Annotated in this window: 12 protein-coding genes; 5 read left to right on the top strand and 7 right to left on the bottom strand. The window is 66.3% G+C overall.

Annotated features, from left to right (window positions below):
* Nucleotides 1-26 precede the first annotated feature (26 nt).
* The 7 genes from ACLJEU_RS23060 to ACLJEU_RS23030 all read right to left on the bottom strand — a co-directional run bounded on the left by ACLJEU_RS23060 (nucleotide 27) and on the right by ACLJEU_RS23030 (nucleotide 11,078).
* Nucleotides 27-3,644 (bottom strand): TonB-dependent receptor plug domain-containing protein, encoded by a 3,618-nt coding sequence (locus ACLJEU_RS23060; protein WP_414662645.1) that lies wholly within the window; start codon nucleotides 3,642-3,644, stop codon nucleotides 27-29.
* Nucleotides 3,645-3,785: 141 nt separating this feature from the next.
* Nucleotides 3,786-4,691: a FecR family protein gene (locus ACLJEU_RS23055; RefSeq protein WP_414662644.1), complete on the bottom strand. Its 906-nt coding sequence runs from the start codon at nucleotides 4,689-4,691 to the stop codon at nucleotides 3,786-3,788.
* Between the two features lie 2 nt (nucleotides 4,692-4,693).
* The gene (locus ACLJEU_RS23050) at nucleotides 4,694-5,236 is read right to left on the bottom strand and encodes an RNA polymerase sigma factor (RefSeq protein ID WP_414662643.1); all 543 of its coding nucleotides are present in this window, start codon (nucleotides 5,234-5,236) and stop codon (nucleotides 4,694-4,696) included.
* Between the two features lie 126 nt (nucleotides 5,237-5,362).
* The gene (locus tag ACLJEU_RS23045; protein WP_414662642.1) at nucleotides 5,363-6,841 is read right to left on the bottom strand and encodes a sulfatase; all 1,479 of its coding nucleotides are present in this window, start codon (nucleotides 6,839-6,841) and stop codon (nucleotides 5,363-5,365) included.
* A 332-nt stretch (nucleotides 6,842-7,173) separates the two neighbouring features.
* Nucleotides 7,174-8,820 (bottom strand): FAD-dependent oxidoreductase, encoded by a 1,647-nt coding sequence (locus ACLJEU_RS23040; RefSeq protein ID WP_414662641.1) that lies wholly within the window; start codon nucleotides 8,818-8,820, stop codon nucleotides 7,174-7,176.
* 139 nt (nucleotides 8,821-8,959) lie between these two features.
* Nucleotides 8,960-10,366 carry an arylsulfatase gene (locus ACLJEU_RS23035; protein ID WP_414662640.1) on the bottom strand — a complete coding sequence of 469 codons (1,407 nt, stop codon included), beginning with the start codon at nucleotides 10,364-10,366 and terminating at the stop codon, nucleotides 8,960-8,962.
* A 109-nt stretch (nucleotides 10,367-10,475) separates the two neighbouring features.
* Complete coding sequence (locus ACLJEU_RS23030) at nucleotides 10,476-11,078, bottom strand: methyltransferase family protein (RefSeq protein ID WP_414662639.1); 603 nt, start codon at nucleotides 11,076-11,078, stop codon at nucleotides 10,476-10,478.
* Nucleotides 11,079-11,416: 338 nt separating this feature from the next.
* On the opposite strand from ACLJEU_RS23030, the gene ACLJEU_RS23025 reads away from it, so the two are divergent.
* The 5 genes from ACLJEU_RS23025 (at nucleotide 11,417) to ACLJEU_RS23005 (ending at nucleotide 17,153) form a co-directional block, all read left to right on the top strand.
* Nucleotides 11,417-13,648: a PSD1 and planctomycete cytochrome C domain-containing protein gene (locus ACLJEU_RS23025; protein WP_414662638.1), complete on the top strand. Its 2,232-nt coding sequence runs from the start codon at nucleotides 11,417-11,419 to the stop codon at nucleotides 13,646-13,648.
* Between the two features lie 26 nt (nucleotides 13,649-13,674).
* On the top strand, nucleotides 13,675-14,208 hold the full coding sequence (locus ACLJEU_RS23020) for a DUF1553 domain-containing protein (RefSeq protein ID WP_414662880.1): 534 nt from the start codon (nucleotides 13,675-13,677) through the stop codon (nucleotides 14,206-14,208).
* Complete coding sequence (locus ACLJEU_RS23015; protein ID WP_414662637.1) at nucleotides 14,205-15,674, top strand: DUF1501 domain-containing protein; 1,470 nt, start codon at nucleotides 14,205-14,207, stop codon at nucleotides 15,672-15,674. The genes ACLJEU_RS23020 and ACLJEU_RS23015 overlap by 4 nt, the downstream gene beginning before the upstream one ends.
* 93 nt (nucleotides 15,675-15,767) lie before the next feature.
* Nucleotides 15,768-16,028, top strand: coding sequence for a transposase DNA-binding-containing protein (locus ACLJEU_RS23010; RefSeq protein WP_414662636.1), 261 nt, complete (start codon nucleotides 15,768-15,770; stop codon nucleotides 16,026-16,028).
* A 66-nt stretch (nucleotides 16,029-16,094) separates the two neighbouring features.
* Entirely contained in the window at nucleotides 16,095-17,153 is a 1,059-nt protein-coding gene (locus ACLJEU_RS23005) for a transposase (protein ID WP_414662635.1), read from the top strand.
* Nucleotides 17,154-18,093: the final 940 nt, after the last annotated feature.

The following is an 18,093-nucleotide window of genomic DNA, read 5'->3' as shown; positions in this document are numbered from 1 at the left end:
AGTTTGCCACGAATCCGCCGGGCGGATCAAAGATCGAACGTCACCGACAACACAAACTGCCGCGGATCGACGATGCGATACGCGCTGGCCTTGCCGTTCGGAAACGCGCTGATCGCCTGCAGCCGGCCGTCCTCCTGGGCGTTGCGCACGTTGAGCTGAAAGGTCGCGTTCACCTTGTCGTTGAAGAACCGCGTGCGATACGAGCCGAACAGATCCACGTAAAGGCGGGCGGCGTCGTAGATTGGCCGGGCGGGATCGAGGCTCTGGTAAACGCCGGCGGCGTCGGCGATGCCATGGTAACCGATCGCGCCCTTGTCTTCCCAACGGAGCGCGCCGCCGACGGTCACGCGCTTCAGCCACTTGTGATTGGTGAGACCGGCGAGCTGGTAACTCGAGAGAAAGTTCGCGCGATACTTGCGGATCTGCGGCCGGCTTTTTCCCTCGGTGGCCTGGGCGATCGCCAGCGGTGCAAGGACGCTCGATTGGAGAAACTCCTGCGCCGACTGCGCCGCCCCGTAGCGTTCCGTGAAGAACGGCTTGTTGAGCTCCGGATCAATGATGCTGGTCCAGACCGGCATGCGCTCGGCGATCCAGCGGGTGATGTCACCGGAGAGATTCTTGTCGACCGCCTCGGTCTGCGTGGCGTTGAACTTGATGGCCCAGTGACGCGTGGGGTTGTAGTTGAGCTCGAACTCGTAGCCCTTCGATTCGAGATCGCTCGGCGCATAGACGAGGCTGTTCGACTGCGGGCTGGTCCAATAAGCCTCGTCGAGCTTCGTGAGGTCCGAGATGCGCTGATTGACTTGATCGGTCGTGAGCGTGACCCCCTGCGCGGTCGCGGCGCGGGTGATCCAGCCGCGGGCGAGGTTAACCAGCCCGGGCGGAGTGTAGGTCGTGGTCAAGTCGACGCCCTGCACGCGTTGCGCGAGCGTGCCGCCGTTGTTGTTGCGCGCCTGCACCTGCACGGTGGAATACCGGTTGAGGCGCGCGACAAGCTTGCCGCCGAGCAGCGTGACGGACGCGCCGTAATCGCGGCCCTCGCCCGTGGGATTGGGCAGGAGATTGCGGAAGAGGCCGACTTGGGCGAGTGACGCCGGGAGAAAGCTGTCGGAGGCGTTGGCATGCAGCCGCAGCCAGGACGTGGCCTTCACGACGACGCCCGCGGTCTTGGTCGAGCCCTCGCGCGTGGTTGCCGGCGCGGTCGACAGGATGTCGAGCGAGGCTTGATCCTGGCCGTAACCGTCAGGACCGAACGTGAAGATGCGGGGCGCCGGATTGCGATCCCAGGTGCGATCCTTGCGCAAGCCAAACGTCGTCACGACGCGGTCCTTGAGCATGAAACTCTGGAGTGCGGCACCGTGAGTCTTCAGCAGGTTGTAGGTCCAGCCATTGTTGTTGGAGAAAAAATAGTTGCCGCCGATTCGGGCCGGCGTGCGGTTGAAGACACCCGTCACGCCGTTGCCCCATGTATAGTCGTAGACGCCGGGGTTCAGTTTATGGGGTGCGTAGTCGGCGTTCTGCCCCTGATTGTCGCCGACGTAGAAACGATAGAAGGGCTGGGCCGCCATCACCGGGCTGGTGAACGCGGTGGCCGTCCGCGTCGTCGTCGGGAACGGATACCAGGACTGGCTGTTGTCGATGATTTCATCCTGCCAGCGGGCGATGCGGGTGCGGGTGGTGCGGCGCTCGTGATAGGCGGAGAGGGTGTGCATGCCGAGCCAGCGCAGCACGTTTTTCTCGTTCCGGAGGTCGAGTCGGTAGGCGAGTTGTTCGCGCGTGGTCGCGCGCTGCGAGTAGTTGTCGACGCGGGCCCGGAGGTTGTAGAGACCCAGGAACGGGCGCCCCAGGTTCGGGTTCGTGGTGCCATCGACCATGCGTTCGTTGACGTCGACGTAGAGGTAGCCGGTGCGGCCGCCGCTGCCGCCGGTACCCCACATGTCGTCGGTCGCCCGCACGCCCGCCTCCTTGTAAAGGCCGCCCTGAAACGCGAGCAGCTGGCGCGGCGTGGCGAGGACGATCTGCTCCAGCTGCAACATCGAGGTGTTCTGGCGGACCTGCGTGTAGTTCAACGCGGCGAGGTTCAGCGAGGTGTAGTCGTAAAGACTGCGGTCGCCGGTGGCAGGGTCAGTGGGAAAGAGCGGTTGCGCCGGCGAAGGCGTGCCGGGCACCGTGTTGACGAGGAAAACGTTTTGGTTGGGCGTGGCCGGCGAGGTCGCAATCGACGTCGTGCGACTCGGGCCCCACCAGCTGGCGTTGCCGTCGGGCTGGACGAAGATCGTGGGCAGCGCGAGAAACTGGGACGCGGAAAAATATGCTGGCAGGTTGGTCGTGGTCCAGTTCCCCGGCACCGCGCTTCCGTTGAGCCTGGCGGTCGCGGTCACGGGGTCCCACGTCGGCGAGCCCGCGGCTTTCCACGCGGTGATCGTCTCGCGCGGCATCGTCTGATTCACGAGCGTGCCCCACGAGCGGTACGAGGAAAGCGTGCCGGTGATCGATGTTTTGGAAAACGGTTGGAAGCGAATCATGCCGTTGAGCCGGACGCTGTCGACGCCCGAGGGCTTGCGCTCAAAACCATCGTGCTGGAACACGACGCTGCCGCGAAGGGCGAGCTTCCGCGGCACGATGACGCGATTGAGATCCAGGCTCGTGCGATAGCCGTCGTAGCTGTCGACGCGGAACGCCGCGGACGAACGGTTGCGGGTGACGTTGGCCGACGCGGGCATCAGGTTGACGGTGCCCGAGACGTTCCCGAGGCCGAAGATGCTGGAGTTGGGCCCGCGGCTGATCTCGACGCCGTCGATGTTGCTGGGATCGATCGGCACGAGTCCGTTGCTCGCAAAATTGCCGAAGGAAATATTCGCCGCACCCACGCCGCGCACGCGGTTCGCCTGCGAGGGATTGTTCGAAGTCGTGTCCACCGCGCTGCCGTTGCGGTCAGGCTCGGCATCGGTGTACGTGGCGCTGCCCTCGGTGCCGGCCTCATAGGCGAAGAGATCGTTGATATCGAGCAGCGCGAAGTCCGCCATCTGCTTCTTCGTGACGATCGTCGTCGACGACGCGAGGTCGTCCAGGCTCGAGTTCAACCGCGTGCCGGAGGTCGTGTTCGCGGCGTAGTAGCCGTCGTTCTGTTCCTTGACCTCGAACGGGGAGAGCAACACGAGGGCTTTGTCGTCCGCCGCGGCGGTCGGTGGCGTGGCGGGCGTCTGCGCGGAGAGCGCGGAACCGGCCAGAAGGGCGAGGGCGGCGGAGAGCCGGGAGGCTTGGCGAGGAGTCATCGGGGTGGAAATGGTGGTCGAGTCGGCGGAGTCCGAAGGACCGGCGGGCGTCGCGCGGGTCACCACGATCGCCCCGGTGGCGGCATCCTGCGTCGCGATCAGGCGCGAGCCGGCAAGCAGCCGGGTGATGGCTTCGAACGGCGGGAAGTCGCCCAGGAGCGCCGGAGTGCGCACGCCGTTCGTCGAGGTGCGGGAAAAAAGCACCTCCAGGCCGGACTGGGACGCAAAGAGGCGGAGCGTGCGATCGGCGTCGTCAGCGGGGAGATTGAACGCGCGTCGACTCGCTTCAGCCGCATGGCCGCGGAGGGCTGGCGCGCAGAAGAGAACCAGCAGCCAGAAAATGCAAAGGGGAGTCGGCGGTCGGGGCATGGGGCGGGGGCGGACGCAGGACGTCGTCGTCACATGCCACGGATGGCACGAAGGAATCCCTTACGGAAATCGTGGTCGTGGGTCAGCCCGCCGCGCGGTCATCGGTTCGGTGCCCACGCTTCCGGGCATCAACGCGTCCGGCTAGCGCGGGCGGCTAAGCACGAAGCCGCCGTCGCCGCGGCGGGCTTCGATCCCGTAATCGGCGCGGAGCAGTTGCAGGAGCGCGGCGGAGTTGTCGGCGCGCACAAAGCCGCTCACGCGGAGTTCACCGAGAGCGGGAGTGGCGAGGCTGAGACGCACGGTGCCGTGCAGGTTGAACAAGGCCACGGCCTCGCGCAGCGGCGTGTCGTTGAACTCAAGGCGGGGCACGCGCCACGCCAGTCGCTCGGCGAGCTCGGGAGCGGACACTTCCACGACGGTCGGCGGCGGGGCGTGTAGCGTGAGATCGGCGGCGGCGACCGCGACCTGCGCACCCTTGGCAACGAACGCGATCGGTTTCACGGGCAGGGCCACGGGATCGACGCTGGCGCGATCGACGGCGACGCGTCCGTCCGTCACGAGGACATTGACGCCGGCCGGCGCCAGGCTCACCGCGAAGGCGGTGCCGACGGCGCGAACCGAGACCTCGCCGGCCACGACCACAAAAGGTCGGGCGCTGTCGTGAGCGACTTCGAAGTGCGCCTCGCCGCGGAGAATCACGACGCGACGGATCCCGGCGGAGAAGTCGACCTGGACCTGCGAGTCGCCATTGAGCTCGATCTGCGAGCCGTCGGCGAGGAGCTGCCGGGTGGGTTGGGTGAGCGTGGCCGTGGACGCGGACGCGCCGGCGGAAGCATGCGAGGCACGGAACGGGCGGACCCATGCCATGCCTGCCGCCACGAGGAGGGCGAGAGCGGCAACGCCCGCAGTCACGCGCTGGCGCCGGCGGCGTCGTTCGTGCACGCGGCGTTGGACGGCGGCGAGCACGGCATCGGCGGTCGCGGTGCGGCCCGGCCAGTCGAGCGCCTGGTCGGGAGAGAGCCGCGGGGTGGGTGGGCCGTCGTGCATGGTCAGAGGGCCGCGTCGGTGGCGGTCAGGCCGCGACGCCGGAGAAAGTCCGCGCAGCGCCGCGTGCCCCGGGCGACCTGCACCTCGACGGTGCGCTCGGAGAGGCCGAGACGCAGGGCGACGTCGCGTTGCGAGAGACCCTGAAGTTTGCGGAGCACCACGATTTCGCGGCAGCGGTCGGGCAGGTCCGCAATGGCTTCGGCCACGAGTTCGATTTTTTCCGCAGTGGAGAGGACATCGGCGCAGGAAGGTGCATCCTCAGCCACGGGCAACGCGGCCAAATCCCTTACAACGACGAACGGTGAGGCGCGATCGTGGCGCAGCAGGTCGAGGGCGCGATTGCGCGCGATCTTGAAAAGGAAGGCGCGCGCGCAGCCGAGTTGTCGCCCCGCGCGCGCGGTCCAGATGCGGAGCAGCGAATCCTGTACGACGTCGTCGACATCACGCACGCCGGGGAACGCGCGTTGCACGTAGGCGCGCAGCGCACGACGGTGGGGATCGACCTCTTCGGTGAACCAGCGGGCTTGGTCGGGGTGGGGCGGCATCGCGACGAGGCCCGCAGGCAGCGCGAAAGCGGCGGACGGATCAAGCGCGGAGTTTTCTCTCCGGACCGCGAAGCGCCGCCGGCCAGGGGCGGCGGGAAAGACGTGTCGCTCCACGTGAGCCGGTCTTCATGGAACGACGGTGAGGTGCGAGGGTTTGACGCGGGTCTCCTTCAACGCCCGCGCGGGATCGTGGTGGGGATTGGCCCCGGGGATTTCTGCGCCGACCGTGCCGAGCCAGCGTCGCAGCTGGCTTTGCAGCTGGCGGGCGCGAGCGGGTTCGCGCGCGGCGAGATCAGTCGTTTCTCCCAAGTCGGAACGCAGGTTGAACAATTCGACCCGGGCGCCGGCGCGATAACGCCCCGCGGCGTCGAACGAGTCGCCGAAGTAGTCGATGAGTTTCCAGTCGCCGTCGCGAATGACGGCGCAGGGCGTCGCCCCCCAGCGCAGGTCGTAAAGCGGCAAGTGCCAGTAAAGCGGATGCGCGGGGACGGCGCCGCCGCGGAGCAGCGGGAGGAGGTCGGTGCCGTCGAGCGTCTGCGCGGACGGCGGCGCGGCGCCCGCCAGCGCGAGGATCGTCGGAGCCCAGTCGACGACGTGAATCGGAAAAGCCGATACGGTGCCGGGGGCGATCACGCCGGGCCAGCGCGCGAGACAGGGCACCCGGATGCCGCCCTCGTAGGGCGAGCCCTTGCCGGCGCGGAGCGGGGCGTTGCGGAATTCCTCCGTGGCGACGGCGAGCTGCGTGGCGGTGCCCGGCCCTTCCGTGAACGGTTTGACGTCGTACGCCTGGTAGATGCCGCCGTTGTCGGAAAGGAAGACGATGAGCGTGCGCTCGGCGAGATGGAGTTCATCGATCGCGGCGAGCAACCGGCCGATGGAATGGTCGAGGTGTTCGATGGCGGCGAGGTAGGTGGCGTTGTGCAGGCCGGTCGCGGGCGCGCCGCGGGCGCGATATTTTTCCACGAGTGCGACCGGCGCGGAGACTTTTCCGTGGAGGGTGTGGTGCGCGAGGTAGAAGAACCACGGGTGGGCGCGGTGCTGCCGCATGAAGGCGATCGCATGATCGGTGAGGTAGTCGACGTGTTTGTCGCCTTCGTTTTGCGAGCCGGGGCCCGGTGGCGCGGAAAAATCGAAACCGTAGTGGCGCGCGGCTTCAGGCTTCAGGGCGACGTAGTTGCCGTCGGCACCGTTCGTGAGGTGCCACTTGCCGGCCATCCCCGTGACGTAGCCGGCGGCCCGAAGCGCTTTGGGAAACGTGAAGGTGTCGCGCGGGAGCAGCTCGGCGTAGGCCGGTTCACGCACGGGCGCCCACGGTGTGCCGTACCAGGGGATCACGTGCCAGAGGCGGGTTCGCGCGGTGTGCTGGCCGGTCAGGAAAGCGGCGCGCGTGGGCGTGCACTGCGGCATGACATAGGCGTCGGTGAAGCGCGCGCCCGCGGCGGCGAGGCGGTCGAGGTGCGGCGTGGGGACGAGGGTGTTCCCGTAGCTCGAGAGCGTCGTGTAGCCCTGATCATCGGTGAGGATGAAGAGGACATTCGGTCGCTGCTCGGCGCCTGTGGCGGTCGCCAAGCCAGCGAGGGCGAGAATAAGGCGGAGAAACGTCATGGGGGTGAAGACAGCGTGGGCATACGAAGCCAGGTTGCCAACGTCACGGCGGAACATCGCCGCAACCGGTCTGATTCAGTTGCCCGCGAATCACGCGAACGGACGCGAATGAAAACAAAGAGAAGGCAGACCGCATCCAAGAGTGTACGTGACCGAAGGCGGGTGGACTTTGCTTTTACCTCTGAAATTCGCGCCCCTTCGCGTGCTTCGCGGTCGGCCTTCAGCATGACGTCGCTGTCAGCAGGTATCGGCCAACGCCGGCGCGGGCTCGAAGGCGCGCGCAGCGTCCCGTGCTGCCAGCGAATCGTCCTGCCAGCCCGCCGGACGGAAACTCATTTTTTTGCCGGCGCGGCCGCCGGCGCGACCCACGTCAGCCGCTGGCCATCCTTGAGCAGTCGCGCGCGCAGCGCGGCGTAGTCGACCTTCTGCACGGACGACTTCGCGTCGATGGCGAGCGACGCCGCGGTGGCGGCACTCTGGCCGAGCAGCATGAAGACGGGCTCCATGCGGATGCTGCCAAAGGCGATGTGCGACGATGACACCGCGACGGGCACGAGGAGGTTGGCGCATTCGCGCTCGCGCGGCACGAGGGCGCGGTAGGCGACGGGATAAGGCTGTGGCGTGGTCTTCTCGACATTGCCTTCGGCCTTCACGACGCCGTTCACCACGACGCGGGAGGTGTGGTGCGAGTCCATGGTGTAGCTCGCGAGTCCGACGCTGTCCTCGGCCACGACCTTCCCTTTGCAATTGTGCTCGGTCATCACGTAGTCGGATACCATCCGCCGGCCTTCGCGGACATAGAGCTCGTGCGGCCAGCCGTCGGTCTCGGCAAACTGATCGCGCGGCAAGCCAAAGGTCTTCACGTGCGCGCGCAGTTTCTCCGGCACCGCGGGATCGTGCGCAAGAAACCACATGTAACCCTGTTGGTACGTGACGTGGGCCTGGAAGATTTTCTCGCGCGTCGCGTAGTCGCCTTCGGGCCACTGGTTGCTCCCGCCGATGAAATCGGTCGAGACCGGGCCCGCGTTGTTGCAGTCGCCGAGGTTCAGTTTGAGCGGACCGTTCCGGTAGGTCCAATCCCACACGAAGTCAGCCGGCGCCGAGGTCAGGAAGCGTTCGAGCAGCGCGTAGTCGTCGCGCTTGTATCCGGCGGGCTGGGGAAATGCCCGGCCGGCCGCTGCGGTCGTGAGCCACATCCGGAAATTGTAGGCCTGCACCCACGAGTCGCCCGAACCTTCCGCGCGCGGCGGTTCAGCCGAGATGCCGGGCAGCAGCCCGCTGCTCGCGTCTCCGGGTTTGCGATACGGATCGACGGGAAAGCGAAACTGGTGCTTGTCGGCGATGAAGTAGCCGTTGAAGGCCTCGCCGTAGGCGGCGTTGCCCTCGCGGCCGACGTGATACGACACGCCGGCGCGCGCGAGCAGATCGCCCTCGTACGTCGCGTCGATGAACATCGCGGCCTCGATGCGATTGCCGTTCTCGAAGACGAGCGCGCGGATCCGGTTGCCGTCCTTCTCCACTTTGGCCAGCCGGTGTTCGAACCAGACCGGCACGCCGGCCTCCGCGAGCATCCCGCGAAACGTCCGCTCCGCATCGGCGGCGCGAAAGCCGCTCCACTGCCCCATGCGGTCGAGAAACTCCGCGGCCATGCCACCAATTGATTCCTTCTTGCCGAGGTCGACGGCGGTGAGGCCCGCGGCGGTGACGCCCCCGACGTGACGGCGAAACACCGCCAGTGCCGACGTCTTCCCCATGCGACGCGCCTGCACTGCCGCGCCGACGCCCCCGGGCGTGCCACCATACACGCACACGTCGACGCGCAAGGTCTGTGGCGTCGCCGCCGCCGGCACCGGATAATAGTAACGCAGCCCGGGATTCGGCGTGGAGGGTGCAATCGCCGCGGGGATGCTGGCCGCGTGGGCGGTGGCGCCGCCGAGCGCGAGGAGCAGAGCTGAGGCCAGCCAGTGGAGGCGTTTCATCGAGGGAGGGAAGAGGGGTTCAGTGAAGTGATCAGAAGGAGTGATTGAAACCTGGGACCGCGACCGCCCCCGGTCGCTTCCGGCAGAATGCGACCGGGGGCGGTCGCGGTCCCGCATAAAACGGAACGTCGCACGGACCTCACTTCGCCTTCTTCTTCTTGGCGTTCTTCTCCCGATCCGCATCACGCGCGGCAGCCCGCCCGGTGAGCGGCCAGTTCGGATCGTCGGTGTGCGCGGCTTTCATCAACGCGGCGGCCCGCGCCACGAGATCCGGCTTGGCCGCGGCGAGATCCTTCGCCTCCGCGGGATCGGCGTTGAGATCGTAGAGCTCGATCGGACGCTCGATGCCGTTGCGCACGGCTTTCCAGTTGCCGAAACGCACGGCTTGAATCGGACGATTTTCGTGCAGCTCCCAGTAGAAGTAGTCGCGGGTCGGCGCGGGGCCACCGCGTAGAAAGGACACCAGCGAAAGTCCGTCGGACGTGTAGCCAGCCGGAAGTTTTGCTCCGGCGAGCTCCGCGGCGGTCGGCAGAAAATCCCAGAACGCCCACGGTTCGTCGCTCACGCGGCCGGCCGGCACCACTCCCGGCCAGCGGGCAATCGCGGCCTGACGCAGCGCGCCTTCGTAGAGCCCGCGTTTGTAGCCGCGCAGACCGTTGCCGGCTTGATCGAAAAGTTTGCCCATCGCGGAGGAAGGTTCGAACGACGAACCGTTGTCACCGGCGACCATGACGAGCGTGTTGTCGTCGAGCTTGAGTTCCGCGAGCAGGTCGAGGACCTGGCCCACATCGCGATCGAGCCGCGTGACCTGAGCGGCGTAGGCCTTCTGTTGTTCACTCCAGGGCTTGTCGGCGTAAATGCCGACGTCGTCGATCTCGTGATTCCCGTGCGGCAGCGTGATCGCGTAGAAAAGGAAGAACGGCTTGTCCTTCTGCGCGCGGATCCACTGGAGCGTGTCAGTCTGAATCACGTTCTGCGCGTAAATCGGACCTACGCCTGTGCCCGTGTTACCCGGCAGGTCGAACTTCACGCCATCGCGGTAAAGGAACGTGGGAAAGTACGAGTGCGCGTGGCGCTGGCAGTTGTAGCCGATCTGGTGGTCGAAGCCTTTTTTCAGCGGGCTGCCCGTCGTATCGAACATCCCCATGCCCCACTTGCCGGCGACCGCGGTGGCGTAGCCGGCGCTCTTGAGCACCTGCGCGACGGTCACAGTGCTGGCGGGCAGCGGCAGCTGGCCCTCGACCGGCACCTCCCAGTTGCCGCGCACGGGCGCGTGGCCGCTGTGCAGACCGGTCATGAGCGAGGTGCGCGACGGCGCGCACACGCTCGTGCCGCAATAGGCTTGGTTGTAGCGCGTGCCCTCCCGCGCCATGCGATCGAGCCGGGGCGTCTGGATCACTTTCTGCCCGTAAACGCCCACGTCGCCCTGCGCGAGATCGTCGCTGAGGACGAAGATGATGTTGGGCGGACGGGTTGCGGAAGCCGCCAAAGCGACGGCGGCCAGAGCGGCAAAGACGAGGGTGGCGAGGAGGCGTCGGGCGTTCATCAGGGAAGGGTTCCGGAGGTGGGAGAGGCGGCTGTGGGCGGGGAAGTGGCAGCATGAAAGGCGGTGCCGACCGCAGTCGAGCCTGCGTCGCTCTCCCGCCAGCCGCGGATCAGGAAAATACCCGGGGCAGGAAGCGTCCGGTGCGGCGCTGATAGGCGCGATAGGCGTCGCCAAATTTTTCCACGAGCCGTTGTTCCTCCACGCGACTGCGCGCCGCCAGCAGTCCGAACATCATAACGCCACCGATTGCGACGATCGCGTTGGCGGTAAGGAGCGTCGCCGCCGCGGCCAGAATCAGCGCCGCCGTGTACATCGGATGCCGCATCCAGCGATAAGGGCCGGTCGTGACGAGCACCGCGCGGGCGCGCGGGGTGGCAGTCGAGGTGATGTTCAGTCCCAGGTGGCGAAACATCCAGGTGAACAACGCGACACCGGCGATCGCCCACGGCACGCCCGTCAGCCGCCACCCGGGCGGCAGGTGGATGCGCGCGAAATCCACCCAGCGCGGCTGCACGAGAAATGCCAGGCACACGCTCGCCACGGGCGGTACCACCATCCCCATCAACATCCAGAACCAACGGGGATCGTCGCGGCGTGAGACGGGGCCGCCGGCGCGATCCGCGCGGAGGCGATAGGGAATGCCGATGGCCGCCGCGCTCGCCACGATCACTCCGAGCGTAATCCGACAGGCGGGCTCGGGATCGAAGGCCATGTCGGAACGTCGGTGCGTCGGGAACGGGAGTCAAAGCCTCGCTGAGGCCACAATCATGCAGGAGAGCGCCCGCAAATGACGCCAACGGCCGCGAACTTCGCCGCCACAATTCGGTCCCGCTACGCTCCATGGAAATTCACCGCAGAGTCAGAGCTCATTTTACTTTCCTATCGTTCGCGTCATTCGCGGGCAGCTGAATCGTTGGCTTGGGCTGCTACGCGGTGGCGGGTGCAGCCGCACGCTCTGACTTGCGCTCGTGCCGGCGAACGACAATGACACGGCCATCGCGGCATCGCTTTCTCCGCGGCCCGACCGCTTTTGTCCCTTCGTACCCCACCGTGTATTTCCCTTTTCGCTCCCTGCGCGCACCTCGCCGTGCGTGGTTCGGACTGGCGGTCGCTCCGTTCGCAACCACGGCCGCGCCGGTGGACTTCGTGCGCGAGGTGCGGCCGATTTTCGAGCAGCACTGCTATGAGTGCCACGGGGAGAAGAAGCAAAAGTCGGGTCTGCGGCTCGATGTGAAGGAAGTCGCGTTCAAAGGCGGCGACGCCAGCGCGCCCAACATCGTGCCAGGCAATGCCGCCGGCAGCCCCCTGCTGACGTTGGTCACGGCCGGTGACGACGAGGACCGGATGCCGCCGAAAGGCGACCGGCTTTCGCCGCAGGAGATCGCCACGCTGACCCGTTGGATTGAAGGCGGCGCGGTCTGGCCCGACGGCGTCGACACAGCGAAGGTCGAGGACAAACGCGATCACTGGTCGTTCAAGCCGCTGCAAACGTCGACTCCGCCCGCGACCCGAGATCAGGCGTGGCCGCGCGCCGCGATCGATCGGTTTGTTCTCGCGCGGCTGGAGGAGGCGGGCTTGCGGCCGACGCCGCCGGCGGATCGCGCGACCTGGCTGCGGCGCGTGACCTTCGATCTCATCGGCCTGCCGCCCACACCGGAGCAGGTGGCCGCGTTTCTTGCCGATCAGACCGGCGGGGCCGAGCAGCGCGTCGTGGAGGCGTTGCTGGCGTCGCCGCGCCATGGCGAACGCTGGGCGCAGCACTGGCTGGATGTCGTCCGCTTTGCGGATACGCACGGCTTCGAGGTGAACACCGAGCGGCCCAACGCCTGGCCGTATCGCGACTACGTCATCCGTGCGTTCAATCAGGATACGCCGTACGATGCCTTCATCCGTGAACAGATCGCGGGCGACGGTTTGAACCAGGATGCGGCCACGGGCTTTCTGGTCACGGCGTCGGTCCTCCTGCGCGGGCAAATCGGCAAGGACGCGCCTTCGCTGCGGCTGGCGCGACAGGACTCGCTCGACGAAATCGTCGTCAACGTCGGGCAGACGTTTCTCGGGCTGAGCGTGGGCTGCGCCCGCTGTCACGATCACAAGTTCGATCCCATCTCGCAGCGCGACTACTATGCGCTGCAGGCGTTCGTCGCCGGCGTGGAGTACGAGGAGCGCGACTGGCGCACCCCCGAGGCCGATGCGCGGCGCGCGGAGGCGAAACGGCTCAAGCTGAAGGCTGCCGCCGTCGATCAACAGCTCGCGCGTTTCGTGCCGCTGGCGAATTCCGGCGCGGTGCGCACGCCCGTGACGGCCCGGGCCAACACGGACCGCTTCGCGCCTGTCTCCACGAAGCGGATTCGTTTCACCATTCAGGCCACCCGCAAACTGGAACCGTGCCTCGATGAACTCGAGGTGTTCGATCATGCCGGGGCGAATGTCGCGCTGGCCACCGCGGGCGCGACGGCGACGTCGTCGGGGGAAACGATCGTCGCCGACCGCCACGATCTGCGCTACGTCAACGACGGCACGTTCGGCGACACGCGCAGCTGGCTGTCGAACGAGGACGGACGCGGCTGGGTGGAGCTGGAATTTCCCCGCGAACACGTGATTGATCGCGTGGTCTGGAGCCGCGACCGCGAAGGCAAGTACAACGATCGCGTGGCGACGCAGTACGTCATCGAGGTCGCGGGTGCGGACGGTATCTGGCGGCAGGTGGCCGGCTCGTCGGATCGGGCGGAGCAGGCGGCGAAAAACAAACCCGCGGAATTCTCGACGGCGGGCCTGGCGGCGGAGGAGGCGGCCCAGGCGACGGTGTTGCAACAGGAGAAGAAGACGCTGGACGCGGCGATCAAGGCGGCGGAACTCGGCGGCCGGGTGTTCGCCGGGTCGTTCCGACAGCCGGATGAGATCCGGCTGCTGCAACGCGGCGATCCCGAGCAGCCGAAGGAGCCCGTGGAGCCGGCGGTGCCGGTGGCGCTCGGTGATCGGGCGCTGCCGCGCGACACGCCCGAACTCGCGCGGCGGCAGGCGCTGGCCGACTGGATCGCCAGTCCCGCCAATCCGCTGACGGCCCGCGTCATGGTCAACCGGATCTGGCAGGGACATTTCGGTCCCGGCCTGGTCGATACGCCGAGCGATTTCGGCCGCAACGGCACCCGGCCCTCGCATCCGGCGTTGCTGGACTGGCTCGCCGCGGAGTTCATCCGCTCGGGCTGGTCGGTGAAACACCTGCACCGGCTGATCGTGCTTTCAGCGACGTATCGGCAGGCCCATGACATCCCGCGGTAGCCCAGGCCCGCGATGCCGACGTCCGGCTGCTCTGGCGTTTTCCCTCGCGCCGGCTGGAGGCGGAGACACTGCGCGACGCGATGCTCGCGGTCAGCGGCCGCCTGGATTTCACCATGTACGGCCGGGGTTTCGACTTGTTCGACAAGCGCGGTGGCCTGACGGGTTTCAAGCCGGTCGAGACGTTCAAGGGCGAAGGCCTGCGCCGCATGGTGTACGCGCACAAGGTCCGTCGCGAACGCGAGGCGGTGTTTGGCGCGTTCGATTGTCCCGATGCGGGTCAGAGCACCGCGCGGCGGCGCGAGTCAACCACGCCGATCCAGGCGCTCAATCTCTTCAACAGCCGCTTTACCCTCGACGAATCCGCCGCGTTCGCCGCGCGCGTGCAGACCGAGGCCGGTGCCGATCCGGTTGCGCAGATTCGTCGCGCGTATCAGCTCGCGCTCGGTCGCGAGCCCGTGGCGGCGGAGATCGCCGCGGCCGAACCGGCCGTGCGCGTCCACGGAGTCGCTCCGCTGGGCCGGGCGCTTTTCAACAGCAACGAATTTGTCTTCCTGCCATGAACGCGCGCGCCGAACACCTCTCCCTGCACGGCCGGCACCTGTTGAACCGGCGCGGCTTTCTGGCCAGCACGGCCACGGCGCTGGGCTCGATTGCGCTGACGGATCTGCTGGGCTTCGACGGCCTGCTCGGGGCATCGCGGCCTCTGATTGATCCGGCCCGTCCGTACGCGCCGCGGTCGGCGCACTTTCCCGCGAAGGCGAAAAACGTGATCGTGATCTTCTGCGCCGGCGCGGTGAGCCAGCTCGAGACGTGGGACTACAAGCCCGAGCTGATCAAGCACGACGGCCTGCCGCTCAAGGGCGGACCGACGGTGACGTTTCAGGGCCCGGCCGGCAATCTCGCGCGGCCGCAGTACGCGTTTCGTCCGCGGGGTCAGACCGGCAAGATGGTCTCGGATTTGATTCCCCACCTCGCGGAGCTGACCGATGACCTCGCGTTCGTCCACTCGCTCACGAGTCGCAGCAACACGCACGGCCCGGCCGAGAATTTCCTTTCCACCGGATTCGTGCTCGATGGGTTCCCGAGCCTGGGCTCCTGGGTGAGCTACGCGCTCGGCAGCGAAAACCAAGACCTGCCGGCGTTCGTTTCCATTCTCGATCCTCGCGGGGTGCCGCAGAACGGCTCCAACAATTGGGGCCCGGGATTTCTGCCCGCGGCGTTTCAAGGCACGACGTTGAGTGCCAAGGATCCGGTGCGGCATCTCACCGCGCCCGGGACGTCGCCGGAGGCCGACCGCGCGGCGCGTTCGCTGCTGCAGGGCATGAACGCGCGCCATCTCGAACAACATCCCGGCGACGGCAAACTCGCCGCGCGCATCGCCAGCTACGAACTGGCCGCGCGCATGCAATTGAGTGTGCCTGGCATCAGCGATCTTTCGACTGAGCCGGCGCACGTGTTGAAAAGCTACGGCGCCGATGATCCGAACAACCGCGTCAAGGCGGGTTTTGCCCGCAACTGCATTCTCGCGCGCCGGCTGATTGAGAAGGGCGTGCGCTTCGTGCAGTTGTTCAACGGCGCGTACGCCAGCAGTGGCGAACTGAACTGGGACGGCCACGACAAATTGAAGGAGCAGTATGACAAGCACGCCGCGATCCTCGATCAGCCCGCGGCGGCGTTGATTCGCGATCTGCGCGAACGCGGATTGCTCGACGAGACGCTGGTGGTGTGGTGCACGGAATTCGGGCGCATGCCGTTTTTTCAAAAAGGTTCGTTTGGCCGTGACCATAACCCTGATGGATTCACCTGCTGGCTCACGGGCGCGGGAGTGAAGCGCGGCGTCAGTCACGGCGTCACCGACGAACTCGGCCAAAAGGCCGTGCAGGACATCCATCCGCTCTACGATTTCAACGCGACGATCCTGCATCTGCTCGGACTCGATCACGAGCGCCTGACCTTCGAGCACAACGGCGTGCAGCGCCGCCTGACGAACGTCGAGGGCCACGTGATCCGCGAAGTGCTGGCGTAGCTGGCTCCCGAAGCCGGAAGGGGGCATTTTCCCGGCATGAACCGGAGACATCGGTGACACGAGGGCTGCGTCCGCCGGAGCTTTGAACAACCCATGTTTTTCCGGGCCCCACTTGGGGCGCAGCAGGAACTGGCGGGTTGCGGCTTCAGGTACGAGCGGCTGGGAACGCGTTTCAGTACGGTCCTGCGACAGCCTTTCATAGGAACTGCCGAGAGCACTCCGCTGGCTTGTCAGAATGGGGCCGAGGCCAGGGCCGCGAATCGGTTCCTATCCCCCGAGCGGGACTCATGCAGTAGTCGCCAAAGAGGGCACCATTTGGCGACGCTGATGGTGCGAAACACAAGACGACGTTAACGCCAGAGACGGAGGCGAACCAAAGGGTGCGGCTGGATTTGGGCACGAAAAAGCGGAGTGCAGTGGATGCGGATCGGCTTCACCGACCAGCGCCTGATGGCGCACGGGGGTCTGGCGGTGTGGACGAGCGTTGTGCGGGAAAGCGGGCTGCGCGAGAAGCTCGCCACGGTGTTGCCGCATGCGCCGACGAGTCCCAACGCCTTGGAGCAGGTGGACACGGCGTTGGGTTTTATCGGTGGGAATCTCTGCGGGGCGGACAAGCTGGCGCGGGTGGCGCATCTGGCGCACGACCCGGCCGTGGCGGAGGTGCTGGGCATCGAAGCGGTGCCGAGTCAGTCGACCCTCTTGCGATTCTTCGCCGCCTGCGGTCGGGCCGCGTGCAAAGAGCTCGGCGGACCCCACGCCTGGGTGTTGGGCGCTCTGCCCGCCCGCGCCGAAGGCTACACGTTGGATTTGGACTCCTTTGCGCTGGTGCACGAAGACGGGCGACAGCAGGGGGTGCGTGTCGGCTACACCCGCAAGGGGCTCAAGCCGTGTCACCGCCCCATCGTGGCCGCCATCGCGGAGGTGCCCCTCATCGCCAACTTCTGGTTACGCCCGGGCAACACCGCTTGCGTCAGTGCCGCGGACGTGTTTCTGGGCGACACCCTCGCGCGCTTGCCCGCGGGCGTGCGGATCGGCCTGGTGCGCGCGGACAGCGGTTTTTGCACCGAGAAGATGATCACTAAGCTGGAAGCGGAAAAACTCTCTTATGTGCTGGCGGCCGCCCTGCGTTCCCCAGTCCAGGCGCTGTGCCGCCACGACGAAGCGGCCTGGACGGCGACCGACGTGCGGGGTCTGGCCGTGCAGGAAGTGGCCGACGCGCGCGGCGGGCGTCTGATCGTCGTGCGCCAACGCAGTGCCGAGCGGCCACACGCCGGCGGCAAGCAACTCATCGAGGTACCCGGTGACAAGTTCCAGGCGCTGCGTACCAACCTGCCCGCCACCGTGTCGCCGCTGCAACGGCCGCGCGGACACCGAAAACTGCATCAAGGAACTCGGCGCCCAGTTTGGCTTGAAAGGGCTGTGCTGCCGCTCGTTTTGGGCGACGGAAGCGGCCTGCCTCCTCGCCATCACCGCCTGTAATCTTTGTGTCCGGCCGCAACAGCGACTCGGCCAGCCCGGCCGGCAGCTCTTCACCTGCGCCGCCGGCAAACCCAGCCTCAAACTCGCCGTCGTCGGCGACTACGCACGCGATTGGTGGCTCGCTCTCCTGCGCCGCATCGCCGACCCAACCTCCTGCGATGCAGTTGCCGCTCTCGGTGCCCACGCCCGAAAATGCTCTGTCCTTCGGACCTCATCTGCATGAGTCCGGCTAAGGAAAGGGATGACTTTCACCGACCGCGGTACGGGGAAGAAGCGAATGGAATCCGAGTGGACGCTGGACGGTCTAGAGAGAAGGTTTATGGACGCTCGTGAGCGGATACCCTTGTTGAATGTCTTCCAATTCCTGCCGCAGTTAGAGCGGGATCGAGTCATGGCCATCGCAGGGGCACCGTTCGAGTGAGCTTTGCGGACTGGACCGCGCTGTTTCAACTGTGGGCTTGTGATCGCGTCACGCCTAGCGTGCCGGCGCTACCCGAGATGGAAAGAGCCTCAAACGGATTCAGTCGTTTCCGAGCAATAGCGGAGACGGTTGTATCACTGACAGTGTGAAATTCCAGACACCACGCGCGAAAGGCTGCGACCGATCGTGGCAGACGAGAGACGTTTCAATGAAACGTAGCAACTGGCAGATTCTTCCCCGGCCGTTTCCGGCAAAAACCTGCTGCCATCGCAAATAACCATGCGAAGTCACAGTTGGACGAAGCAGTGCATCCGCCGAAGTAGTAAGAGTTCCGAACAAAAGCGGAAAAGTAGTAGCTGGATCTTGTGATATCCGGTCCAAATGTTGCGAAGATTCGATGTAACGCTGACGTGTTTGAGCAGCGGAACGTGGACATCCGTCCAGACGCTGCAGTCTTCGGGCGGTTTGTCTTCCGGCGTCGGATAGGATTGTAAGTCAAAGGTTATAATTAATATAAAA

This window comes from Terrisphaera buseokensis (assembly GCF_047521145.2).
Lineage (GTDB): Bacteria > Verrucomicrobiota > Verrucomicrobiia > Opitutales > Opitutaceae > ER46.
This window is presented reverse-complemented; position numbering and strand designations above follow the sequence as displayed.

Excerpts from the sequence above, each read along its gene's own strand:
- ACLJEU_RS23060 (WP_414662645.1), bottom strand. The coding sequence starts at position 3,644 with ATGCCCCGACCGCCGACTCCCCTTTGCATTTTCTGGCTGCTGGTTCTC.
- ACLJEU_RS23055 (WP_414662644.1), bottom strand. The coding sequence starts at position 4,691 with ATGCACGACGGCCCACCCACCCCGCGGCTCTCTCCCGACCAGGCGCTC.
- ACLJEU_RS23050 (WP_414662643.1), bottom strand. The coding sequence starts at position 5,236 with ATGCCGCCCCACCCCGACCAAGCCCGCTGGTTCACCGAAGAGGTCGAT.
- ACLJEU_RS23045 (WP_414662642.1), bottom strand. The coding sequence starts at position 6,841 with ATGACGTTTCTCCGCCTTATTCTCGCCCTCGCTGGCTTGGCGACCGCC.
- ACLJEU_RS23040 (WP_414662641.1), bottom strand. The coding sequence starts at position 8,820 with ATGAAACGCCTCCACTGGCTGGCCTCAGCTCTGCTCCTCGCGCTCGGC.
- ACLJEU_RS23035 (WP_414662640.1), bottom strand. The coding sequence starts at position 10,366 with ATGAACGCCCGACGCCTCCTCGCCACCCTCGTCTTTGCCGCTCTGGCC.
- ACLJEU_RS23030 (WP_414662639.1), bottom strand. The coding sequence starts at position 11,078 with ATGGCCTTCGATCCCGAGCCCGCCTGTCGGATTACGCTCGGAGTGATC.
- ACLJEU_RS23015 (WP_414662637.1), top strand. The coding sequence starts at position 14,205 with ATGAACGCGCGCGCCGAACACCTCTCCCTGCACGGCCGGCACCTGTTG.
- ACLJEU_RS23010 (WP_414662636.1), top strand. The coding sequence starts at position 15,768 with ATGTTTTTCCGGGCCCCACTTGGGGCGCAGCAGGAACTGGCGGGTTGC.
- ACLJEU_RS23005 (WP_414662635.1), top strand. The coding sequence starts at position 16,095 with ATGCGGATCGGCTTCACCGACCAGCGCCTGATGGCGCACGGGGGTCTG.